The following is a 21,365-nucleotide window of genomic DNA, read 5'->3' as shown; positions in this document are numbered from 1 at the left end:
TTTTTTAGTTATTTAAACATTTATTTTACCGCTGAAACGGTTTTCAAAGCCATAGGCAGATCGTCATATACAACATTTCCCACTATAATTACATCGGCAAACTGGGCCATTTCCTTTGCCTGTTCTGCCGTTTTAATGCCGCCTCCATAAAAGAGGACCGTTTCGGACAGATTTTGTTTGGCCATTTCCACCACATGGGGATCGCCATATGTCCCGCTGTATTCCAGGTAAAAAATAGGTAAACGGAACATCTTTTCAGCCATTAATGCGTAAGCCGCCACATCATCCGTATCCAGCACTGCATTCGCCTTCGTCAGCTTTGCAGCCTTACAATCAGGATTTAAAATACAATAGCCTTCAACAATCATTTCATCCCAGTTCATGATTTCACCGTATTCTTTCACAGCCTGATGATGTAAATTCATCATCCAATCGGGATCGGTACTATTCAGGACGGTCGGGATAAAATAGAAGTCAAACCCCGGAGTGACTGTATCTATCGAAGAAACTTCAAGCACACAAGGAACTGTAAATCTTCGCACCCTGGCCATTAAATCAAGAACGTTTTCCAGGGTGATCCCGTCCGAACCGCCGACGATAATCGCATCTGTCCCGGATTCGCAAATCCTCTCCAATGCTTCGTCCGTTATTGCTTTATTAGGATCGAGTTTGAAAGCATGCTTCCACTCACGAAAATCATACATGGTAATCCTCCATTCTAGCTTCCATTACACCATTATAGCATTAAGAAAAATGATAAAAAAAGATAGTATATTAAAAAACGAAAGCCGGGGATATCCTTCCCCGGCCTTAGGAGTTCTATAAAATTAATCTTCTTTAATTCGTTCAAGCGCCATTGTGTAGGCATCATTTCCGTAGTTCAAGCATCTTTTTACACGCGAAATGGTTGCCGTGCTGGCCCCTGTTTCCGTTTCGATTTTGTGGTATGTTTTGCCTTCCTCAAGCATCCGTGCCACTTCGAGCCGCTGGGCCAGTGATTGTATTTCATTTACCGTACATAAATCATCAAAAAAGCGATAGCACTCATCTAAGTCTTTTAAAGATAAAACAGCTTGAAACAGCTGATCAAGCTCTTTTCCTCTTAATTTCTCAATTTGCATAGCATTACTCCTTTAATGAACTAGTCACTCAGAATCAACAGATACTGATTCAATTAAACCAGGTTGATCAGGAATAACATTAACCCATGTTTTTCCCGGTACCAATCCTATTTCTGCCCCGTTCTTTATCGGAACGATATGACCGTCTTTATTTTGCCATTGTACTTCATTCATCTTCCCTTTTTGAAGCAAATAGCCTTTTCCGCCATTTTCTAAGTTAATATCACGACGCCCCTTATTGTCAACAACTTGATGGGACGCTTCAATGATAAAGATGTTATCCAGCAGCACTGGGGTCTCTTTTTCATACTCTACGGTCTGCTCGCCGCCTGAAAAGCGTTTATATTTGCCCGATTCTTCATCATATTCAAATGTCACATCAAAGACCTTCGAACCGTAAGAAATCATCACAGACGGAGCCGGATTTCCCTGTAGATCCTTAAGCTGTTCCTTTGTTAAAAAAGTAAATGAATCTGGCTGGCTGTCCAGATTAAATGAATTGTCTTCCGCGCCTTTTTCGATATTCTTATAGGTGATGTACGAATTGTGCGGCGCTTTTCGGAAGTCTACCCTCTTAAATAACGTGCCATCGTATGCGATTCCATTTAAGTGATCGACATAGCCCCCGGCAAGCAGAGCTTTGGCATCGGGGCTGTATCCATGGGCAATGAACAACGCATCGAGCCCTTTTGCCAGTTTAATATAATAATCCCTGGCACTGCGTACAGGTCCTACCTTTTCCGGCTTTTCACTTTGGTAAACGGCTAGGAATCTTGTGACTTCGGCCTCGGCAAGCATTTCATACACGATGTCCGCCTGAGACAGACCTGATTGCGGGCGAGCGTCCGGATGATTATTGATCATTACCGCGACCGCCCTTCCCTCCGGCTCTTCATTCGTGCCGATTCCTGATAGTGGAAAGGCATTTGAAAATTGTTTTTCTTCTACTTTTGAACTTGTTTCAATTGCTTTCTCTTTTGGCTTAGCATCCTCTTCGCTTTTACATCCGGTGATAAGCATGGATACAGCCAATATAAAAACGGTTACTTTCAGCTTCATTTCTAACACTCCCTGCCTTTTGAAAGGCTTCCCCAATTTTGGAAATTTATCTTTTTCTATATTTTATCGCATTATCGGGGGAAAGAGTACCGTTTTATTCATGACATCATACATGCCTTGCTGGGTAATGCGTATATATGGCAAATGTGTAGATGAAAAGAATAACAGACTATAGATCGGGTCAGAAAATGGATAGCCCCTTTCTGCTAAAAGAGCCTTCAGCTCATTTTCCTTCTGTATCAGTTCATGAATGGGTTCTTTGGACATGATGCCTTTTAAGGTTAAAGGCAGTTCATATATGACCTTACCATGCTCTGTTATGACGATCCCTCCGCCAATCTCCTTCATTCGATTAAAGGCGATGATCATATCCTTCTTCCGCTTGCCAATCAGGATGATATCACCCGAGTTGGAGTAAGAGCTGGCGAATCCGCACAATTTATTCGCAAATCCTTTAATAAGCGTATTGATTCTCCACTTACCATTTGCATCAACCATCATTAAGAACGACTCATCATGGTCGAAGGACAATTCTTCGTATGACACATCTGAAGTAATGGAATACGGTTTTGTAATGACGTCGTTGACCATCTCGATTCCAAATGGCATCGAAAACTCTAAATCATTCGGTTCAATACCCCAGTCCAGCTTCAATGGACTGAAACCATATTTATCCCAATCAATTGTCGCTAAATCAGGACTTTCTATTCCATCGCGCTTCACCCATTGTCCTTTAGCCAACACAGAAACAGGAGTTGGATTTTCGATATCTTCAAGGAAATTAATATTCGCGACCCGGCCTGTAGCAATATTGCCGTGCAGGTATTCAATGTTGTAATGCTTCGCAATATTAATGGTCGCCATGTTATAGGCATCAATGACAGGAATGCCCTTCTCAATCGCCATTCTGATCATGTTGTCTTGTAAGCCTTGTTCATAAAAGGATGGCGGCGAGCCGTCCGTCGTGAATAGTAATTTATCAAAATACTCTAAACCTAGCTCCTGGATTTCATCCAACAGCTTGGGCAAGTCAGGGCGAATGGATGAATGCCTTAGTGATACGGTATACCCTTGCATCAAGCGGGTCATGACCTCTTCACCCGTCATCGCCTCATGATCGGCATCTGCTCCAAACAGCATCATCTTTGCCAACGTTTTTTCAGAGGCTCCCGGAAAATGTCCTTCAATTTGCTTTCGCATCCGCTTTGTTTCCTGCATCCAGTGAAGAAGCATATCATCGCCCGCCAGAAGTCTTGGCCAGCTCGTCAGCTCCCCGCCCTGCAGCACGGCATCATGCTCAAGCCATGCTTTTACCTCTCCATGAGAAAAAATCATTTCTTCGTTCTGAAGTTCAGTCTGGGCATCAAACCGACCCCACCAGTACATCGTAGCAGGAACCTCCCTAAGCTCCCCTAATAGAGAAAACGCTTTCTTTTTTTCTAATTGTAAAAAAAGGACCAGGTTATCGTTTATCAACGTCGTGGTACCAAAATTAGTTGCATATTGAGAAAGGGAAAGGGGATTATAAACTTGAAACGGATGGGCATGGGGTTCTATGTAACCGGGGACTAGATATTGATTCTTACAATCAACAATTTCGCAGCCTTCAAGGTTATCAGGAAGCTTTTCTCCGACATACACGATCCGGTCGTCGTAAATCCAAATATTCGCTTTCATCCATTTTCTAAAAACCTGATTTAAATAAACAGCATCTTTAAGCAGCATATGCGGCGCTTTTTTGCCGTCCAATACATCAACATGCTCACGCAGATGCTTGTTTTTCCATCGATATCGCTGTTCCAGCATGAACATCCTCCCCTTATATTGTAAGCGCTTTAATTAATCGGCAAATTAAAGAAAGCCAAATTAGTTTTCTTATATAATAACACATTTAACATTTTAACACAGTAAAGTTTTAAAATCTTTTATGAAGGGAGTCATTTGATTGAAAGTCGAGCAAAATATCGGAATTGTGAATGCCTTGATCCGGATTACGTGCGGGATTACAGTACTCGCATGGACAACAGCCAAGCTCGTCAAGAAGCCATGGCGTCAATCCTACATCCTCATGGCCGTGCTTGCCGCCATGAAGATTGGCGAGGGCATTCTCAAATTTTGTCCGATAACGGCATTGTATGAGAAAAGTATGGGCCTCCATAACAGTGAAGGTTCCGGGAAATGGGATGAAAAGGATTGAAATGCAAAAACGCTTGGAGCCCAAGCGTTTTTTGCATGTATTTCAGAAATTCACCTAGCTAGTTTTATTCGGAATCGGATTTCATTATCCGAATTCAGGATTTATTATCCAAACTAGGATTTTTTTATCCGAACTCAGCATTTATTATCCAAACAACTCATTTCTTACGAGAAGTCGTATTGAATCGCCTTGTGGCCAATATCTTTTCGCCAAAACAGCCCGTCCTTGTGGAGCTGTTCAAGCTCTTTATAGACACTTGCCTGGGCGGAGAGGAGATCGGAGCCTTTTGCGGCCAGTAGCAAGACGCGGCCTCCGCCCGAAACATATTCACCCGAGTCATTTTTGGCCGTGCCCGCGTGATAGATATGCGTTTCAGAACTTACTTCTTCGAGCCCCTTAATGACACTGCCTTTTTCATATTCACCCGGATAACCTTGCGCCGCTACAACCACTCCGAGCACCGGAGAATCATCCCACTCGATTTGGAGTTCATTTCCTTCTAGTACTGACTCCAGCACGTCGACAAAATCGGATTCCATTCTTGGCAGGACAACCTGCGTTTCCGGGTCGCCAAATCTGGCGTTGAATTCAATGACTTTGGTCCCGTCAGTGGTCGTGATCAATCCTGCATATAACACACCCGTGAAGTGTCGCCCTTCCTGAACGAGTGCCGAAGCAGCCGGTTTTAGCACCGTTTCCAAAGCTTTTTCAACAATGTTATCCGGAATTTGCGGCACTGGTGAATATGCGCCCATTCCCCCGGTGTTCGGGCCTTTATCTCCGTCAAATGCCCGCTTGTGATCCTGAGCGATGACCATTGGATATACTTTATCACCATTTACAAAAGCCATGAATGAAAACTCTTCGCCGTCTAAATACTCTTCTATGACCACTTTAGCTGACGATTGTCCGAATTTAGCATCAATCAGCATTTCGTATAATGCTTCCAATGCATCTTCCATTGTCTGGGCTACAACAACACCTTTTCCAGCCGCAAGTCCATCGGCTTTTATCACGATCGGAACTCCCTTTTCTTCCAAGTAGGCTTTAGCCTGTTCAAAATCAGAGAACGTTTCATATTCTGCGGTTGGAATGTTGTAATTTTTCATCAAATCCTTGGCAAATGATTTGCTGCCTTCAATTTCAGCGGCCAGCCGGTCTGGTCCGAACACCCGTAAGCCCGCTTTTTTAAAATCATCAGCAAGTCCATTCAGCAAAGGGATTTCCGCTCCGATAACCGTTATGGAAACCTCCTTTTCCTTTGCGAAGGAAATGAGACCCTCATGATTGTTTTCCTGGATGGAAACCAGCTCGGCGACATCTTCCATTCCCGGATTGCCCGGTGCCGCGTACACATTATCTACTCGCTTACTTTCTTTCAGCTTTCGGGCGATGGCATGCTCCCTGCCGCCACGGCCAATGACTAACACATTCATGAACCCACCTCATCCCAAATTAAAAGCCTGGTATTTTCTATATACCCGCTTGTAACGATTTCAGACATCAATGCTTAAAATGCCGTACGCCTGTAAATACCATGGCAATGCCATATTCATCGGCTTTCTTGATTGAATCTTCATCCCGGACAGAGCCGCCCGGTTGAATGATGGCTGTGATGCCCGCTTTTGCTGCCGCCTCCACTGTGTCATCCATCGGGAAGAAGGCATCCGAAGCCAAAGCACTGCCCTTTGCCCGCTCAGCCGCCTGTTCCAAGGCTATATTCGCAGCTCCAACACGGTTCATCTGGCCTGCACCAACACCTAGTGTCATTTTATCGTCACAGACAACAATCGCGTTGGACTTCACGTGCTTGACAACATTCCAGCCCAGCTTCAATGCTTCCCACTCTTGACCAGTCGGCTGACGTTTTGTCGGGACTGTGATATTTGCCTGATCTAATCCGTATGTATCCATATCCTGGATAAGCAGGCCGCCTTCGATGGAAGTTAATTTACGTTCTATCTTTTGGTTTCCATTAAAGTCAATTGTGAGCAGACGAATGTTTTTCTTAGCGGTCAGGATTTCATAGGCTTCTTTTGAAAATGCCGGGGCAATCACAATCTCCAGAAAAATCCCGCTCAGCATCTCGGCCGTTTCTCGATCCACTTCCCGATTCAATGCGACAATGCCACCGAAAATGGAGGTTTCATCTGCTTCATACGCTTTTTTGAATGCTTCCCTAATAATGGAGCCTGTTCCAACGCCGCATGGGTTCATATGCTTGACCGCAACAGCTGCCGGTTCTTTGAACTCTTTCACGATTTGTATGGCAGCGTCTGCATCGTTAATATTATTGTAGGAAAGCTCTTTTCCATGAAGCTGTTCTGCATGCGCAATTGAGAATGCGGAGCCCAGCGGCTTTTTATAGAAGGACGCTTTTTGATGCGGATTTTCACCGTAGCGGAGCGTTTGTTTTAATTCGTATGTGACCGTCAGGCTTTCCGGATTTTCTTCTTCAGCAAGCTTTGTCATGTATTCCGAGATGACAGCGTCATATGAAGCCGTATGGCGGAATACTTTTGCAGCCAGCCTTCTTCTCGTAGCTGGCTGGACTTCACCTTGTTCAAACAATTCGGTAAGGACTGCCCCGTAATCGGCAGGATCCGTAACGACTGTTACATATTCATGGTTTTTAGCGCTTGAGCGGAGCATCGTCGGTCCACCGATATCGATGTTTTCAATCGCATCTTCAGGAGTAACATCCGGCTTCGCAATTGTCTGTTGGAACGGATAAAGATTCACGCAGACCATCTGAATCGGTGTAATATTATGCTGTTCGAGCTGTCTTTGGTGTTCTGGGTCTCCATGTCGGGCGAGTAAGGCACCATGGACATTGGGATGCAAGGTTTTCACCCGTCCGTCCAAAATTTCAGGAAATCCGGTTACATCGCTGATCCCTGTGACCTCTATGCCGTTTTCAGTTAATGCTTTCTTTGTGCCTCCGGTAGATATGATTTCAAAACCGGCTTCTTTTAATCCTTTTGCAAATTCAATAATGCCGGTTTTGTCGGAAACACTAAGCAATGCTCTTTTAGCCACGTTTATCCCTCCACATGAATGTACTCATTTTTCTCTAATATCTCTTTCAAAACAGACGGATATAGTTCATGCTCCGCTATCTGGATCCGTTGTTGCAGTCTCTCTCTTGTATCGCCTTCGAGCACCGGCACTGCCTGCTGGGCGATGATCGGCCCGGTATCCATCCCTTCGTCCACGTAATGAACCGTCACGCCTGTCACCTTTACTTTGGCAGCAAACGCCTGTCCGATTGCATCCTTTCCTGGAAAAGACGGGAGCAGGGACGGATGGATATTGACAATCCTGCCCGAAAATTCACCCAGAAGCGTCGGTCCGATCAAACGCATATATCCTGCTAAAACAATGACTTCTACTCCAAGTTCACGAAGGTTCATCAATATCTCTGTTTCAAACTCTTCTTTACTCTTGTACTCTTTTGGTGTAAAGCTGAATGTCTCAAGGTCTGCGGAATTCGCTCTTTCCAGGACATAGGCATCTTTTTTGTCACTCACGACCAGACTGATGTCCGCCTGCAGGCTTCCTGCTTTTACAGCTTCGTATATCGCTTGAAAGTTGCTCCCATTCCCTGATGCAAAAATCGCGATTTTTCTCATCGGGTAAAGGACACTCCTTCACGATCCACTACTTTACCGATCACACTGGCTGTTTCACCGCAGCCTTCAAAGTGGCTTAAAACTGCGTCTTTGTCTTCGGGACTGACAACGATAGCCATGCCGATTCCCATGTTAAAAATATTGAACATTTCTTCATGCGACAGGCTTCCTTTATTTTCAAGCAGCTTAAAAATTGGCGGGATACTCCAGCTCCCCAGCTCAATCTCAATCCCTGTATGTTCAGGAAGCATGCGCGGAAGGTTTTCGATAAATCCGCCACCGGTTATATGGGCCATTCCTTTTAGCTTATATGATTGCAAAGCTGACAAAATCGGCTTTACATAAATTTTGGTAGGCTTCAACAATTCTTCGCCTAACGTACAGCCCAGTTCATCAATATGCTCCGCTAATTTCAGGCCGGAATCCTGCAAGAGCACCTTGCGCACGAGGGAGTAACCATTGCTGTGAATCCCGCTTGATGCAAGGCCAATGACAAGATCCCCCGGAGTGATGTTTTTCCCGGTAACGAGCTTCGATTTTTCAACGGCGCCAACGGCAAATCCGGCGACATCGTATTCGTTTGCATCATACATTCCCGGCATTTCAGCTGTTTCGCCGCCGATTAGCGCTGCTCCCGCCTGTTCACAGCCGTCTGCCACACCTTGTACAATGCTTTCGATTTTTTCAGGAAGGGCTTTGCCGCAGGCAATATAGTCTAAGAAGTAAATCGGTTCGGCTCCCTGGACGACGATGTCATTGACGCACATAGCGACACAGTCAATCCCAATGGTATCATGCTTATTAAGCAAGATCGCCAAAAGCAGCTTCGTCCCCACACCATCGGTTCCCGAGACTAAAACGGGTTCCTTTAAACCGAGTGTTGATAAATCAAACATGCCGCCAAAACCGCCGAGACCGCTCATGACCTCCGGGCGCATTGTACGCTGAACATGTTTTTTCATCCGGGTAACCGATTCATAGCCAGCCTCAATATCCACCCCGGCCTGCTTATATGCGTTTGCCATTGTTAATCCTCCCCATCAGCATTTTTGTAACTCTTGTACGGACTGCTCGTAGATCTCTGTTGGATATTGACCGGTAAAGCACGCAAGACACTGACCATGGGTTTCACCAGCGAAGGGCCGTCCAATGCCCTTAACCATGCCTTCCACACTTAAGAAGGTGAGTGAATCGGCGCCAATCAGCTTTCTGATTTCTTCCACCGATTTTTCGGAAGCGATCAATTCTTCCCTGGAAGATGTATCAATTCCATAGAAGCAAGGGTTTTTAATAGGAGGTGAGCTGATGCAGACATGTACCTCTTTTGCTCCCGCTTCCTTGAGCATTGTGACAATTCGTTTGCTTGTTGTGCCACGAACAATCGAGTCATCGACCATAACAACGCGTTTGCCTTCCACTACGCCTCTTACCGGTGCTAGCTTCATTTTCACTCCTTGCTCTCGAAGAGACTGTGACGGCTGGATAAATGTACGTCCTACGTAACGGTTCTTAATCAAACCCATTTCATAAGGAATGCCTGCAGCTTCCGCATAGCCGATTGCCGCAGAAATGCTCGAATCAGGAACGCCTGTAACGACGTCTGCGTCAATCAATGTTTCCATCGCCAGCTGCTTCCCTAAATTTTTTCTCGCGGTATGAACATTGATGCCATCAATATTGCTATCCGGACGGGAAAAATAGACGTATTCCATCGTACACATCGAACGCTGGCTTGATGCGGCAAAACGTTCCGAATGTATGCCATCTTTGTTCATGATGACCAGTTCACCCGGTTCAAAATCCCTGACAAACTCCGCGCCGACAATGTCCAGTGCACATGTTTCCGAAGCGACCACATAGGCATCTCCCAGTTTCCCAAGCGAAAGCGGGCGAAGGCCATGCGGGTCAACAGCGACTATCATTTCTGTTTCGGTCATGATTAGGAATGCGTATGCGCCTTTCAGCATGCCTAATGCATTTTTAACCCGTTCCTTTAAATCGGAAAAGCCGCCTTTTTTAATTAAATGGGCCAGCACTTCCGTATCAGATGTCGTTTGAAAGATGCTTCCTTGTGCTTCAAGCTGCCCTTTCAGCTGTTTCGCATTGACGAGATTCCCATTATGGGCAAGGGCAAGCCCGCCGCTTTGAGCATTAAATAGAAACGGCTGGACGTTTTCATAGCCACCGCCACCTGCTGTCGCATAGCGCACATGACCGATCGCGGCGATACCAGAAAGATCCTGCATTTTCTCAGCGGTAAACACTTCGGTAACCAGTCCTTCTCCCTTAACACCTGTCAGTTTCCCGCCATCACTTAACACCATACCAGCGCCTTCTTGCCCTCTGTGCTGGAGGCTGTGCAATCCATAATACGTAATCTGGGCCGCGTCCGGATGTCCCCAAACACCAAATACACCGCATTCCTCATTCAGGCCTTTTATTTCAGCAAGCATGGGATCGCTCCTTTCCAGGCTTCGTGTAATTCACCGACATTTGCGTCAACCAATCTATTATTTTCTTCATTCACCACTGTCAAAACACCGTTACTTGTCACTTCTCCAATATTCACTGCGTCTTGGACTATTCCTTCAAACGCTTGGCGATGCTCAGATTTAACCGAGATCAAGAAACGGGATTGGGTTTCGCTAAATAAAGCGGTCGACTCATCGCCGGTTACTTTAATATCAGCACCAAGATGTCCTGTCCCGAATAATGATTCAGCAACTGCAACAGCTAGACCGCCTTCCGCTAGGTCATGGGCTGAAGAAACCAAGCCGTTTTTGATAGCTGCTAAAATTTGAGCCTGGCGCTTTTTCTCAACTTCTAAGTCAATGGAAGGAGCTTTGCCGAAAATTCTGCCTTCAATCATTTTTTGAAGCTCGCTGCCCGCGAATTCAATTTTTGTTTCTCCAACGACATAGATCAGATCGCCCGCATTTTTAAACGTCTGCGTAGTCACATGGTTGATGTCTTCGATCAAGCCGACCATGCCCACTACCGGTGTCGGATATACGGCTACACCGTTATTTTCGTTGTACAGGGAAACATTTCCGCCAATGACTGGTGTACTTAGCGTACGGCATGCTTCACTCATCCCGTCGGCCGCTTTCTCAATTTGCCAAAAAATCTCCGGCTTCTCCGGGTTTCCGAAATTCAAGCAATCCGTAATCGCTAACGGCTCTCCACCGGAACAGACGATATTGCGTGCTGCCTCGGCTACCGCAATTTTGCCTCCGATTTCCGGATCGAGGTATAAATAACGGGAGTTACAATCGGTTGTCATCGCAAGTGCTTTATTAGTTTCTCTTATTCTCACAACAGCCGCGTCAGAACCTGGCACGACGACCGTATTTGTCTGAACCATATAATCATATTGGTCATACACCCATTCCTTGCTGGAAATCGTAGGCTGAGAAAGTAATTTCTTAAGAGTTTCACCGTAATCAGCCAGTTTATAAGACTTGCTCTCCATCTGCTGGAACTCTTGATAATAAAGCGGCTCCCGGGAAGGTTTGTAATACACGGGCGCCTCTTCCGCCAATGCATCAGCCGATACCTTAGCTACCAATTCACCTTTATGGTAAAGTGTTAGGTTTTTATCATCGGTAACTACACCGACTGAAACGGCTTCAAGACCGTATTTGGAAAATAAATCGACGATTTCCTGCTCACGTCCTTTTTTTACGACGATGAGCATGCGCTCCTGAGATTCGGAAAGCATCATTTCATAAGCTGTCATGCCGGTTTCCCGTTGAGGGATGAAATCCAGATTCATTTCAATTCCTGAGCCGGCTTTGCTTGCCATTTCAGCGCTTGAACTTGTTAATCCTGCCGCTCCCATATCCTGAATCCCTACCAGCGCATCCGATTGAATTAATTCTAAACACGCTTCAAGCAACAGCTTTTCCATGAAAGGATCACCAACTTGGACTGCCGGCCGTTTTTCTTCGGAAGCGTCCGTTAGTTCTTCGGAAGCAAAGGTTGCCCCGTGAATGCCGTCGCGACCTGTTTTTGCACCTACATACATGACGGTATTTCCGACTCCATGCGCCTGTCCTTTTTTAATATCCTCGTGATTGATCAAGCCGACACACATCGCGTTCACTAGCGGATTTCCAGCGTAGGAAGGGTCGAATTGGATTTCTCCGCCAACAGTCGGGATTCCGATACAGTTGCCGTAACCTGCAATACCGGCTACTACTTCTTTAAACAAATACTTAACCCTCGGATTATCCAATTCTCCGAATCGCAGCGAGTTTAGTAAGGCAATTGGCCGGGCCCCCATCGAGAAAACATCACGGATGATCCCGCCAACTCCCGTAGCTGCGCCCTGGTATGGTTCGATGGCGGACGGATGGTTATGGCTTTCGATCTTAAAAACAACCGCTTGGTTATCACCAATATCAACGATTCCTGCTCCTTCACCGGGTCCTTGTAAAACTCTCTCGCCTGTAACAGGGAACTTTTTTAGCACCGGCTTGGAATTCTTATATGAACAGTGCTCGGACCACATAACCGAGAACAGGCCGGTTTCGGTGTAATTCGGAAGCCTGCCAAGGATTTCTTCAACCTTCGTAAATTCCGCATCAGATAATCCCATTTGTGCATAGATGCGTTCTGATTTGATCAATTCCGGTGTTGGTTCAAGCAGTAAAGACATGTGATTCCCTCCAGCTTTTTACGATTGATTGAAACAGTTTTAATCCGTCTGCACTTCCCAAGAGCGTGTCGACTGCCCGCTCCGGATGTGGCATCATACCGAGTACATTACCTCTTTTATTTGTAATGCCTGCTATATCATCAAGACTTCCGTTCGGATTTATTTCATGATACGAAAATACGATTTGGTTATTTTCCTTTAATTCTGCAAGGGTTTGCTCATCGCAATAATAATTACCTTCACCATGGGCGATTGGTATCGAGATAACTTCTCCTTGTTCATATCCATTTGTAAAGATCGTCCGATTGTTTTCAACCTTCAAATCCGCTTTGCGGCACATAAATTTCAAATCTTTATTTCTGCGCATCGCCCCTGGAAGCAGTCCAGCTTCCAGCAAAATTTGAAATCCATTGCACACACCAAGAACTGGCTTGCCTGCTTCCGCCGCTTTGATTACTTCAGACATCACCTTTGAAAAACGGGCAATCGCACCGCTTCGAAGATAATCTCCGTAAGAAAAGCCTCCTGGAAGCAATATCCCATCATATCCGTCGAGGCTGTCTGTTGTATGCCAGACAAACTCCGCTTCCGCTCCGAGTTCATCCTTGATCGCATGATACATATCACTATCACAATTGGAGCCTGGAAAGACGATCACTGCAAATTTCATTGAGCGACAACCTCCTCGATTTCATATCGATAGTCCTCAATCACCGTATTTACCAACAGCTTTTCGCACATTACCTTAACGAGCTGATCGATATCGCGATCACTTTTTTCTAGCGAAAGTTCAAGATATTTGCCGATCCTGACATCCTTCACTTCGTTGTATGCCATGCTGTGCAAGGATTGCTGAACAGCAGTTCCCTGTGGGTCCAATACACTTTCTCTTAATGTGATATATACTTTGACTTTATACATGCAGGTTTTCCCCCAGCTTCGTTAAGATTTTTTCATATGCATCGGTTAAATTGCCTAAATCCCGGCGAAATACATCCTTGTCCAACCGTTCATTCGTTTCGATATCCCAAAGCCGGCACGTATCCGGCGAAATTTCATCAGCAAGCAGAATGGCTCCTGCCGCGGTTTTACCGAATTCCAATTTAAAGTCGATTAAAGAGATTCCCAGCTCTTTGAAAAACGGAATTAAAACATTATTTATTTGCAACGCTTTTTGTTTCAGGATCTCGACTTCTTCTTTGTTTGCAAGTGCCAATTCTTCGATATGATCTTCTGTTAATAAGGGGTCACCGAGAGCGTCATCTTTAAAATAGAATTCTACGATCGGTTTTTTAAAAGGAGTTCCTTCCGGGATGCCCAATCTCTTTGACAGACTGCCGGCAGCCGTGTTCCGGACGACCACTTCAAGGGGGATGATGTCGACTTTTTTGACCAGCTGTTCCCTGTCGGAAAGCTGCTCAACGAAGTGCGAAGCAATGTTTTCTTTATGAAGCTTGGAAAATAGCAAACTTGTAATCTTGTTGTTCAGGATTCCTTTGCCGGCAATCTCAGCTTTCTTTTCGCCGTTAAAGGCTGTGGCAGAATCTTTATACTCCACCCACACCAATCCGCTTTCATCCGTTGCGTAAATTCGTTTCGCTTTTCCTTCATATAGCAGATCAAGCTTTTTCATCAGTCAGCCCTCCGGATTTGGAATATTAGGAATTCTATAGTTGCAGTTTTTACAATCGAGCAGAAATCCTGGTCATCGAGCACAATTTTGAATTATCGAGCAGAAATCCTGATCATCGAGCACAATTTTGATTTATCGAGCAGAAATCCTGATCATCGAGCACAATTTTGAAATATCGAGCAGAAATCCTGATTATCGAGCACAAATTTGAATTATCGAGCAGAAATCCTGACCATCGAGCACAATTTTGATTTATCGAGCAGAAATCCTGATCATCGAGCACAATTTTGATTTATCGAGCAGAAATCCTGATTATCGAGCACAAACGCGATAATCCAACGGAAATCTGTAAAAAATAGATGTTGGAGCACAGGATGTAACCGTTTTTCGGCGATCCTCCGCCCCATGCACCTACAAACCTAGTCGTTCAAAAATCAAATCCACATTTTTCAAATGGTAATTATAATCAAAACAATCATCGAGCTGTTCTTTTGTAAGCAGGCTTGTGATTTTTTCATCCTTGTCAAGCAGTTCCCGGAAATGGACTTGTGTTTCCCAAGCTTCCATCGCTTTAGGCTGCACTGTATCATACGCTTCCTCGCGCACAAGTCCTTTTTCGATAAGCGCCAATAGCACACGCTGTGAGTAGATTAAGCCAAGGGTACGATCCATATTGCGTTTCATATTTTCCGGATAGACCGTTAAATTCTTCACGATGTTGCTAAAACGGTTCAGCATATAGTTCAAGGCGATCGTCGCATCGGGAAGGATTACCCGTTCTGCTGAAGAGTGCGAGATATCACGCTCATGCCATAAAGCCACATTTTCATAAGCGGTCATCATATAGCCGCGGATCACCCGGGCCATTCCCGTCATGTTTTCAGAGCCGATCGGGTTTCTTTTATGCGGCATCGCTGACGAGCCTTTTTGGCCTTTTGCGAAAAATTCCTCAACTTCACGCGTTTCACTTTTTTGAAGGCCGCGAACCTCGGTTGCAAACTTTTCAATCGATGTCGCTATTAAGGCAATCGTGCTCATGTAGTGCGCATGACGGTCGCGCTGGAGCGTTTGGGTTGATATAGGCGCTGCCTGCAGTCCCAATTTCTCACAAACATATTGCTCTACGAATGGGTCGATATTGGCATAGGTTCCGACCGCTCCGGAAATTTTTCCGAATTCGATCCCTTTCCTGGCTTCATTAAAGCGGTCGACATTTCGCTTCATTTCCTCATACCAGAGACCGAGCTTCAGTCCAAAAGTCGTTGGTTCCGCATGAACGCCATGTGTACGTCCCATCATTACGGTATATTTATGCTCCTGAGCTTTGTTCTTTAGGATTTCAACGAATCTCTCGAGGTCTTTTGCCAAAATCTCATTCGCTTGCTTTAACACATAGGACAGGGCTGTATCCACAACGTCTGTTGATGTTAATCCGTAATGGACCCACTTACGCTCCTCACCCAATGTTTCGGAAACCGCACGGGTAAAGGCAACGACATCATGGCGCGTTTCTTCTTCAATTTCATTGATTCGGTTAATATTAAAAGAAGCGTTCTCGCGAAGAAGCTTTACATCTTCCTTTGGAATGACGCCAAGCTCAGCCCACGCCTCGCAGGCAAGAATCTCCACTTCAAGCCAGGCATTAAACCGGTTTTCATCCGTCCAAATTTTGCCCATTTCCGGGCGTGTATAACGTTCAATCATGAAATATCCTCCGTTTCAGTCTGCAGATTCCAAAATCCGCTGCTGTTAATTTCAGAAAGTGCTGTATCAATTGATGGGCGCAAAATATTGATATGCCCCATTTTTCGATTGTGTTTGGCCTCTTCTTTTCCGTAAAGATGAAGCTTCCAATCTGATAAGTTAGTAATATGGCCGGTGAGACCATCCAGATGCTGTCCAAGAATATTCACCATGACCACTGGCTTCAATACATTAGTATTACCTAACGGCCAGTTACAAATCGCACGAATATGCTGTTCGAACTGCGAAGTTTCGCATGCATTCATCGTATAATGTCCAGAATTATGAGGTCTAGGTGCAAGCTCGTTGATAATGATTTCATCCTCTGCTGTCAGGAACATCTCCACCGCAAGCGTGCCGACCAATTCGAGTTCATCCGCAAGTAGCTTTGCTTGCTTTATAGCTTCAGCTTCCGCTTGCCCACTAATTCTTGCAGGCACGATGCTTTTATCTAAAATATTGTTGTAATGAATATTTTCGGCCACTGGAAAACAGCTGCTATCACCATTTGCTTTCCGGGTAATGATAACCGAAATTTCCTTCACAAATGGGATCCATGCTTCTAGTACACACTTTCCCATGATCAGGACGTCCGTTGCTTTTGCTATATCTACTTCGCTCCGGATAACAAGCTGTCCCTTTCCGTCATAGCCCCCGCGTGCTGTCTTTAAAACACACGGATACCCGACCTTTTCAATCCCGTTGTACAAATCGTGGAGATTATTAACGGCGAAATAAGGCGCAACAGAGGCCCCGGTCATCGAGATAGCCGCTTTCTCAAGCAGCCTGTCCTGGCTGATTTTCAGTAATTCTGATCCTTGTGGCACATAGGCATGATCCTCTAACCATTCAAGCGCCTCAAAGTTAATATTTTCAAATTCGAATGTAATAACATCACTGATTCTCGCAAGCTCTTCGATTGAATCCAAATCATCGTAAGCGCCATTTATTTCAAAGTCGGCGACCTGTCCGCATGGACAATTCTCTGTCGGATCCAATACTGCGATATGAAAACCGAGTGACTTCGCGGAGAGAGCCATCATCCTGCCGAGCTGCCCGCCACCAATGATTCCAATTGTATCTCCAGGTAATATGGTTTTATTATTTAAGATGCTCACTGCTTTGCAACACCTTTTCTCTCGTTTCATTTCGCATGGCTTCGAGCTTTTCCGCGACTGTGCTGTCATGCGATCCCAAAATTTGTGCCGCCAAAAGCCCCGCGTTGATAGATCCGGCTTTCCCGATGGCCACGGTCGCAACCGGAACGCCGCCCGGCATTTGAACGATTGATAATAACGAATCCATTCCGTTCAGCGCCTTTGTCTGAACCGGCACCCCAATCACCGGCAGCGTCGTTTTGGACGCTGTCATACCAGGAAGGTGGGCCGCGCCTCCAGCACCGGCGATGATGACCTTAATACCCCGGTCCCTTGCACTTTCGGCATATTCAAACAGCAAATCAGGAGTCCTATGCGCAGATACTACTCTTTTCTCAAAAGGAATCTCCAACTGTTCAAGCGTTTCACACGCATACTTCATCGTTTCCCAATCAGAAACACTTCCCATAATAACGCCAACTTCCGGTTTCATTGGCTTCTCCTCCAACATGTTGGTTTTTATCCAACCAAAATATATCGATTTTAGCGAAACACCCAGTCATTTACGCGAAAACTGCATTGATTTACGTAAAAATACAGACTACTTAAGCGAAAGCAAGAAATCCTAAAAATAAAAAAACCGGACAGACTATCTCAAAATCGAGAAAGTAGTCTGTCCGGAATCGTAGTCTTTTTTAATACATACAAAAGACATATGTAATCCAGATAAAGTATCTACTTTCCCTCATAGTCCAATAATTTACGGTTATTGGGTAGAAACTTTCGGGCCATATTCCCAGGATTATATGAGAGAATTCTTATTTACTACCCCATCTTACTAAGGAAGCATCCATTTTGTCAAGTCGTAAATCGAATGATAGACAGTTGAAAGAACGTTAATGTTCGTGTTTTACTCCAATAACTTTGCTTCAAACATCATTTTTCTTTTAATTGGCTCATATTGAACCTTTCCATCTATTACTATTTCTTGAAATATTGGCTTTTCCGTTCGTTTAACAGGAACATATCCTGCCGCCTTAATCCTTTCCAGGCAGGCATCGATGGTCTCCCCGTCTTCGACTTCAAAGATTTCCTTCTTTTTCTTGGTCACGAAACAGCTTTCCTCTCTTTACTGATTTCACCCAAAAACCGCCATAAATTGTTTTAGGCTCATAAGCAATTATAAATGCTTTAGGGTCAAGTTGCTTTATTGTATCATATAGCCTCAGTTCATATTTTCTCGGTGTCAATATTTGCAGAGCCATCCGATCACCTTCCAAACCATGCGCAAGCCAGTTCGTTACACCGTACCCCTTCTCCCTTAATTGTCTCGGCAAATCCTTATCGTATTCTGCCGTTATAACATTTACGGTAATATATCCAAGTGCCAGTTTCTCCTCAATTTTCATCCCAACAAGCACGCCCAACCCATACCCAACCGCATAGGCTATCAAATTCTGGATCTCATTGAGGTTATCGAGCACAAGCCCCAAGCCGATGACATAAATGATCACTTCGATCATACTGATTCCCGCGGCTAAATATTTCTGCCCTTTCAGAGTCAGAATCATCCGGATCGTAAAAAAAGATACATAGACAATATTAATTAAAAGAATAATCAAGACCATTGTCGTACTATTTTGAAGCACCCAACCACGTCCCCTTTACTATAGCCCTGTTTTCGATTATTTTACCCTATTCACACAACCTCACACTAGATTAAGATAATTGACTGGAAAATTCAAGAGTGCTTTATTTAAAATCTTATTGAATTCATTCAATAAAAGTGTAAAATTACACTATATTCATGAGTATTATGGAAATATAAAGGATCTGATGGGAAGGGATTTTAAATGAAAAAAAAGTTTGCCTGGAGGATTCTCCTTTTTGCTATATATTGTGCTGTATTTGGAAGTTCCCTACACCTTTATCAAACGAACGTATCTCATCCTGAAGTTAAAGATAAAGGAGGGCTGCTACCGGTTAAAGTAAAAAGCATCGAGCACGCAACCGAGAAAAGAGATTTCCGACAACTCATTGAAAAGAATGACAAGATTTCAATTGCCGGCATGCAGCATAGCCAGGGAGGCCACACCTACTACCCGAATACCATCATGATTAATATGCAGAAATATAATAAAATACTCGATCTTGATCTCGAAGAGAAAACAATCACCGTACAGAGCGGGGCAACCTGGGATGACATTCAACGACATATCAACAAGCATGGCTTAGCGGTTAAAGTCATGCAATCACAAAATATATTCACCGTCGGAGGTTCACTTAGTGTAAACGTCCATGGGCGCGATATTCGTAATGATGCATTAATTGATAGTGTAGAATCCTATCGCCTCATAAATGCTAATGGCCAGATTATAAACGTCAGCAGAACCGAAAACGCTGAGTTATTCCCGCTCGTAATTGGCGGATACGGTTTATTCGGCATCATCCTGGATGTAACGCTTCAACTCACAGATGACGAGCTATACAAGATAAGAACAAAAACAATCGATTATAAAGAGTATGCAGCCTATTTTGAAAAGGAAGTAAAGAATGACAGCCAGGTAAGAATGCATATGTCCAGGATCTCTGTAGCTCCCGATACTTTACTAAAGGAAATGTATATCACAGATTATGTAATGGCCGCTGATCAAAAAAAATTAAAGGATTTCAGTAAATTGAAAGAAGAAAAAATCATCATGCTTCCAAAATTCTTTTTAGGTTTATCCCGGCACAGCGACTGGGGGAAAGATTTATTTTGGACTACGCAAAAATCTTATGCAAAAAATACACATGGCGATTTGGAAACCCGAAATAACGTTATGAGGTCCGACAGTTTGTTCATGGAATATGATCATCCGAAAAAAACAGAAGTATTACAGGAATATTTTGTGCCTGTTAACGAGTTTGCAGATTACATCGACGGTCTGAGAAACATATTGGAAAAGCAAGAAGATTTCAATCTGCTGAATATTACGGTTCGTTACGTGGAAAAAAATGATAATGCGGTGATGTCTTTTTCAAAGGATGATATGTTCGCGCTTGTTTTACTAATCAATCAAGGAACCTCAGCAGACGATATTAAAAACACCGAGCAAGTGATCAACGATATGCTAAATTTAACGTTACAACATAACGGAAGCTACTATTTGCCGTATTATTCGTATCCAACCAAACAGCAGTTTAAGCAAGCCTATCCGCCTTCTGAGGAATTTTTTCAAATGAAACGCAAATACGATCCTGAAGAACGATTTCAAAGTCTTTTTTATGAGGAGTATGGAAAATGAATTATCAGCGATTTCTTTATTATCAAAGCATCATCTCCATTGCCGGCAGCATGATATTTCCGTTTTATGTGTTGTTGCTTAATAATGTCGGGAACAGCTACTCCCAATTCGGCTGGGCTTATGGCCTCTTTGCCCTGACCTCAGCATTAGCTTATCCTGTCATCGGAAGACTGGCAGACCGGCTTGGAGACAGCGTCTTATTTGCCATCTACTCTTGGTCCATGGCTGTCATTCTCTTATTTCTCCCTCTCATGACGGAAGTATGGCATGTATATGTTCTTCAGATCATTATGGGCCTTTTAGGAGCGATACAAAGAAACTCAGAAAAAACTTCACTTGCGAGGAATGTATCCAAAGAAACCGCAGGAATCGAGATAGGGAAATATCATGTATGGACATCTGTAGGCGCTGCCATTGCCATCATTCTAACTGGATACTTAATTGACTTTCTAACCATCGGCAGTATTTTTTACATTGCCTCTCTTCTATATGCGGGAAGTGGCTTTATGCTTTTGAAAAAGAGCAAGCGGGTGCATAAGAAAGGTGAAGTATATGCTATTCCAGGAAAATAGAGGGTGGTGAGCTAAATTTAAGGGGACATTTGTCTGAATAAGGTCTTCTATTGTAAGTACAAGGAAGCGTTTTTTGCATGATTTTGTGATTCAAACGAAACTCAGGGGGATTTAAGCGAAAGTGGAGCCGATTTACGCGAAAATCTGGTTGATTTAAGCGAAACCTCGGAAGCGGCAAAAAAGACCAGCCGATTTGGCTGGTCTTTCACTTGCTTGGTGACGTCCTACTCTCACAGGACTTGCACAGGATGTGCTGACTTCTCCGTTGCCACAAAGATGTGGCGCTTTTAGGAGAAGGTCCTTGACTCTCCCCCAACTACCATCGGCGCTCGAGCTTAACTTCCGTGAGGCCTACAGGACGTAG

Annotated in this window: 21 protein-coding genes and 1 riboswitch; of the genes, 3 read left to right on the top strand and 18 right to left on the bottom strand. The window is 44.3% G+C overall.

What is annotated here, in order from left to right:
* Window positions 1-20 precede the first annotated feature (20 nt).
* The 4 genes from pcrB to D0463_RS16550 all read right to left on the bottom strand — a co-directional run bounded on the left by pcrB (window position 21) and on the right by D0463_RS16550 (window position 3,986).
* Window positions 21-704 carry a heptaprenylglyceryl phosphate synthase gene (pcrB, locus tag D0463_RS16565; RefSeq protein WP_117308485.1) on the bottom strand — a complete coding sequence of 228 codons (684 nt, stop codon included), beginning with the start codon at window positions 702-704 and terminating at the stop codon, window positions 21-23.
* Between the two features lie 123 nt (window positions 705-827).
* Window positions 828-1,121, bottom strand: coding sequence for a YerC/YecD family TrpR-related protein (locus D0463_RS16560; protein ID WP_117308484.1), 294 nt, complete (start codon window positions 1,119-1,121; stop codon window positions 828-830).
* A 24-nt stretch (window positions 1,122-1,145) separates the two neighbouring features.
* Window positions 1,146-2,180, bottom strand: a complete 1,035-nt coding sequence (locus D0463_RS16555; RefSeq protein WP_117308483.1) for a DUF3048 domain-containing protein — start codon at window positions 2,178-2,180, stop codon at window positions 1,146-1,148.
* Between the two features lie 63 nt (window positions 2,181-2,243).
* Window positions 2,244-3,986, bottom strand: coding sequence for an adenine deaminase C-terminal domain-containing protein (locus D0463_RS16550; RefSeq protein ID WP_117308482.1), 1,743 nt, complete (start codon window positions 3,984-3,986; stop codon window positions 2,244-2,246).
* A gap of 139 nt (window positions 3,987-4,125) precedes the next feature.
* Between D0463_RS16550 and D0463_RS16545 the strand changes: the two genes are divergently transcribed.
* Window positions 4,126-4,377 (top strand): YgaP family membrane protein, encoded by a 252-nt coding sequence (locus tag D0463_RS16545; protein ID WP_117308481.1) that lies wholly within the window; start codon window positions 4,126-4,128, stop codon window positions 4,375-4,377.
* Between the two features lie 164 nt (window positions 4,378-4,541).
* Here D0463_RS16545 and purD read toward each other — a convergent pair whose 3' ends face one another.
* The 14 genes from purD to D0463_RS16475 form a co-directional block, all read right to left on the bottom strand.
* On the bottom strand, window positions 4,542-5,813 hold the full coding sequence (purD, locus tag D0463_RS16540; RefSeq protein ID WP_117308480.1) for a phosphoribosylamine--glycine ligase: 1,272 nt from the start codon (window positions 5,811-5,813) through the stop codon (window positions 4,542-4,544).
* A gap of 67 nt (window positions 5,814-5,880) precedes the next feature.
* Entirely contained in the window at window positions 5,881-7,416 is a 1,536-nt protein-coding gene (gene purH / locus D0463_RS16535) for a bifunctional phosphoribosylaminoimidazolecarboxamide formyltransferase/IMP cyclohydrolase (protein WP_117308479.1), read from the bottom strand.
* A gap of 2 nt (window positions 7,417-7,418) precedes the next feature.
* On the bottom strand, window positions 7,419-8,009 hold the full coding sequence (gene purN / locus D0463_RS16530) for a phosphoribosylglycinamide formyltransferase (RefSeq protein WP_117308478.1): 591 nt from the start codon (window positions 8,007-8,009) through the stop codon (window positions 7,419-7,421).
* Window positions 8,006-9,034: a phosphoribosylformylglycinamidine cyclo-ligase gene (gene purM, locus D0463_RS16525; protein WP_117308477.1), complete on the bottom strand. Its 1,029-nt coding sequence runs from the start codon at window positions 9,032-9,034 to the stop codon at window positions 8,006-8,008. The genes purN and purM overlap by 4 nt, the downstream gene beginning before the upstream one ends.
* A gap of 15 nt (window positions 9,035-9,049) precedes the next feature.
* Entirely contained in the window at window positions 9,050-10,462 is a 1,413-nt protein-coding gene (gene purF, locus D0463_RS16520) for an amidophosphoribosyltransferase (protein WP_117308511.1), read from the bottom strand.
* A complete protein-coding gene (purL, locus tag D0463_RS16515; RefSeq protein ID WP_117308476.1) occupies window positions 10,447-12,669 on the bottom strand; it encodes a phosphoribosylformylglycinamidine synthase subunit PurL in 2,223 nt (740 codons plus the stop codon). Before purL ends, purF begins: the two co-directional genes overlap by 16 nt.
* Window positions 12,653-13,339, bottom strand: coding sequence for a phosphoribosylformylglycinamidine synthase subunit PurQ (gene purQ / locus D0463_RS16510; RefSeq protein ID WP_117308475.1), 687 nt, complete (start codon window positions 13,337-13,339; stop codon window positions 12,653-12,655). The genes purL and purQ overlap by 17 nt, the downstream gene beginning before the upstream one ends.
* Window positions 13,336-13,590: a phosphoribosylformylglycinamidine synthase subunit PurS gene (purS, locus tag D0463_RS16505; RefSeq protein ID WP_117308474.1), complete on the bottom strand. Its 255-nt coding sequence runs from the start codon at window positions 13,588-13,590 to the stop codon at window positions 13,336-13,338. The genes purQ and purS overlap by 4 nt, the downstream gene beginning before the upstream one ends.
* Complete coding sequence (gene purC / locus D0463_RS16500; RefSeq protein WP_117308473.1) at window positions 13,583-14,302, bottom strand: phosphoribosylaminoimidazolesuccinocarboxamide synthase; 720 nt, start codon at window positions 14,300-14,302, stop codon at window positions 13,583-13,585. Before purC ends, purS begins: the two co-directional genes overlap by 8 nt.
* A gap of 411 nt (window positions 14,303-14,713) precedes the next feature.
* Window positions 14,714-16,006: an adenylosuccinate lyase gene (gene purB / locus D0463_RS16495; RefSeq protein ID WP_117308472.1), complete on the bottom strand. Its 1,293-nt coding sequence runs from the start codon at window positions 16,004-16,006 to the stop codon at window positions 14,714-14,716.
* Window positions 16,003-17,163: a 5-(carboxyamino)imidazole ribonucleotide synthase gene (gene purK, locus D0463_RS16490; protein WP_254052839.1), complete on the bottom strand. Its 1,161-nt coding sequence runs from the start codon at window positions 17,161-17,163 to the stop codon at window positions 16,003-16,005. The genes purB and purK overlap by 4 nt, the downstream gene beginning before the upstream one ends.
* Window positions 17,147-17,635, bottom strand: a complete 489-nt coding sequence (purE, locus tag D0463_RS16485; protein ID WP_117308470.1) for a 5-(carboxyamino)imidazole ribonucleotide mutase — start codon at window positions 17,633-17,635, stop codon at window positions 17,147-17,149. Before purE ends, purK begins: the two co-directional genes overlap by 17 nt.
* Before the next feature lie 235 nt (window positions 17,636-17,870).
* A riboswitch (purine riboswitch) is annotated at window positions 17,871-17,972 on the bottom strand.
* 80 nt (window positions 17,973-18,052) lie between these two features.
* A complete protein-coding gene (locus tag D0463_RS16480; protein WP_117308469.1) occupies window positions 18,053-18,253 on the bottom strand; it encodes an NETI motif-containing protein in 201 nt (66 codons plus the stop codon).
* Window positions 18,225-18,770, bottom strand: a complete 546-nt coding sequence (locus D0463_RS16475) for a DUF2179 domain-containing protein (protein WP_174234343.1) — start codon at window positions 18,768-18,770, stop codon at window positions 18,225-18,227. Before D0463_RS16475 ends, D0463_RS16480 begins: the two co-directional genes overlap by 29 nt.
* 225 nt (window positions 18,771-18,995) lie before the next feature.
* Between D0463_RS16475 and D0463_RS16470 the strand changes: the two genes are divergently transcribed.
* Together D0463_RS16470 and D0463_RS16465 are read left to right on the top strand one after the other, a co-directional pair.
* Window positions 18,996-20,429 (top strand): FAD-binding oxidoreductase, encoded by a 1,434-nt coding sequence (locus tag D0463_RS16470; RefSeq protein ID WP_117308467.1) that lies wholly within the window; start codon window positions 18,996-18,998, stop codon window positions 20,427-20,429.
* Entirely contained in the window at window positions 20,426-21,001 is a 576-nt protein-coding gene (locus D0463_RS16465) for an MFS transporter (RefSeq protein WP_117308466.1), read from the top strand. Before D0463_RS16470 ends, D0463_RS16465 begins: the two co-directional genes overlap by 4 nt.
* Window positions 21,002-21,365: the final 364 nt, after the last annotated feature.

Origin of the sequence: Bacillus sp. V59.32b (genome assembly GCF_003429085.1) — a bacterium.
Lineage (GTDB): Bacteria > Bacillota > Bacilli > Bacillales > DSM-1321 > Peribacillus.
The sequence above is the reverse complement of the archived record's forward strand: the minus strand, read 5'-3'. Positions and strand labels throughout refer to the sequence as shown.